Genomic DNA, 710 nt, shown 5'->3' on the forward strand with positions numbered 1-710 from the left:
GCCAGTTCCTCGGTCTCGTTGGACAAGGTCTGGCTGGCCGCCGTCGCCTCTTCCACCATCGCCGCGTTCTGCTGCGTCACCTTGTCCATCTGGTCGGCCGCGCCCGATACCTCGCGCAAGCTCGTCGCCTGCTCCTTGGCGCTCACCGCGATGGTCGAGATCAGCTCGGCCATCGAACTCACCTCGGCGACGATCTCGTCCAGCGACTTGCCCGAGGCCGTCACCAGCTCGACGCCGCTCTCCACCTGGCTGCGCGAGGTCGCGATCAGCGTCTTGATCTCCTTGGCCGCCTCGGCCGAGCGCTGCGCCAGCCCGCGCACTTCCTGGGCGACCACCGCAAAGCCCTTGCCGGCCTCGCCCGCCCGCGCTGCTTCCACGCCGGCGTTCAAGGCCAGCAGGTTGGTCTGGAAGGCGATCTCGTCGATCACCGAGATGATCTGGTTGATCTGCTCGGAGGATTTTTCGATCTGGCTCATCGCCGCCACCGCCTGGCCGACGATCTCGCCGCCCTTCTGCGCCTTGCCGCGGGCGGTACTGGCCGCCGTCTGCGCCTTGCCGGCACCCTCGGCGGTTTCATTCACCGCCGTCGTCACCTCGCCCAGCGCCGCCACCGTCTCCTCCAGATTGGCCGCCTGCTGTTCGGTGCGCTGCGCCAGATCGTTCGACGCCGTGTTGATCTCGCCAAGACCCGACCGGATCGAGGCGATCGA

At 67.9% G+C, this 710-nt stretch carries 1 protein-coding gene; it reads right to left on the reverse strand.

What is annotated here, in order from left to right; genetic code table 11:
* A partial coding sequence (locus tag ING15_RS19285) for a methyl-accepting chemotaxis protein (RefSeq protein WP_232845897.1) occupies positions 1 to 710 on the reverse strand: 710 nt, incomplete at both ends.

The sequence above is a fragment of the Aurantimonas marina genome, from assembly GCF_017183135.1.
In the GTDB taxonomy this organism is placed as follows: domain Bacteria; phylum Pseudomonadota; class Alphaproteobacteria; order Rhizobiales; family Rhizobiaceae; genus Aurantimonas; species Aurantimonas marina.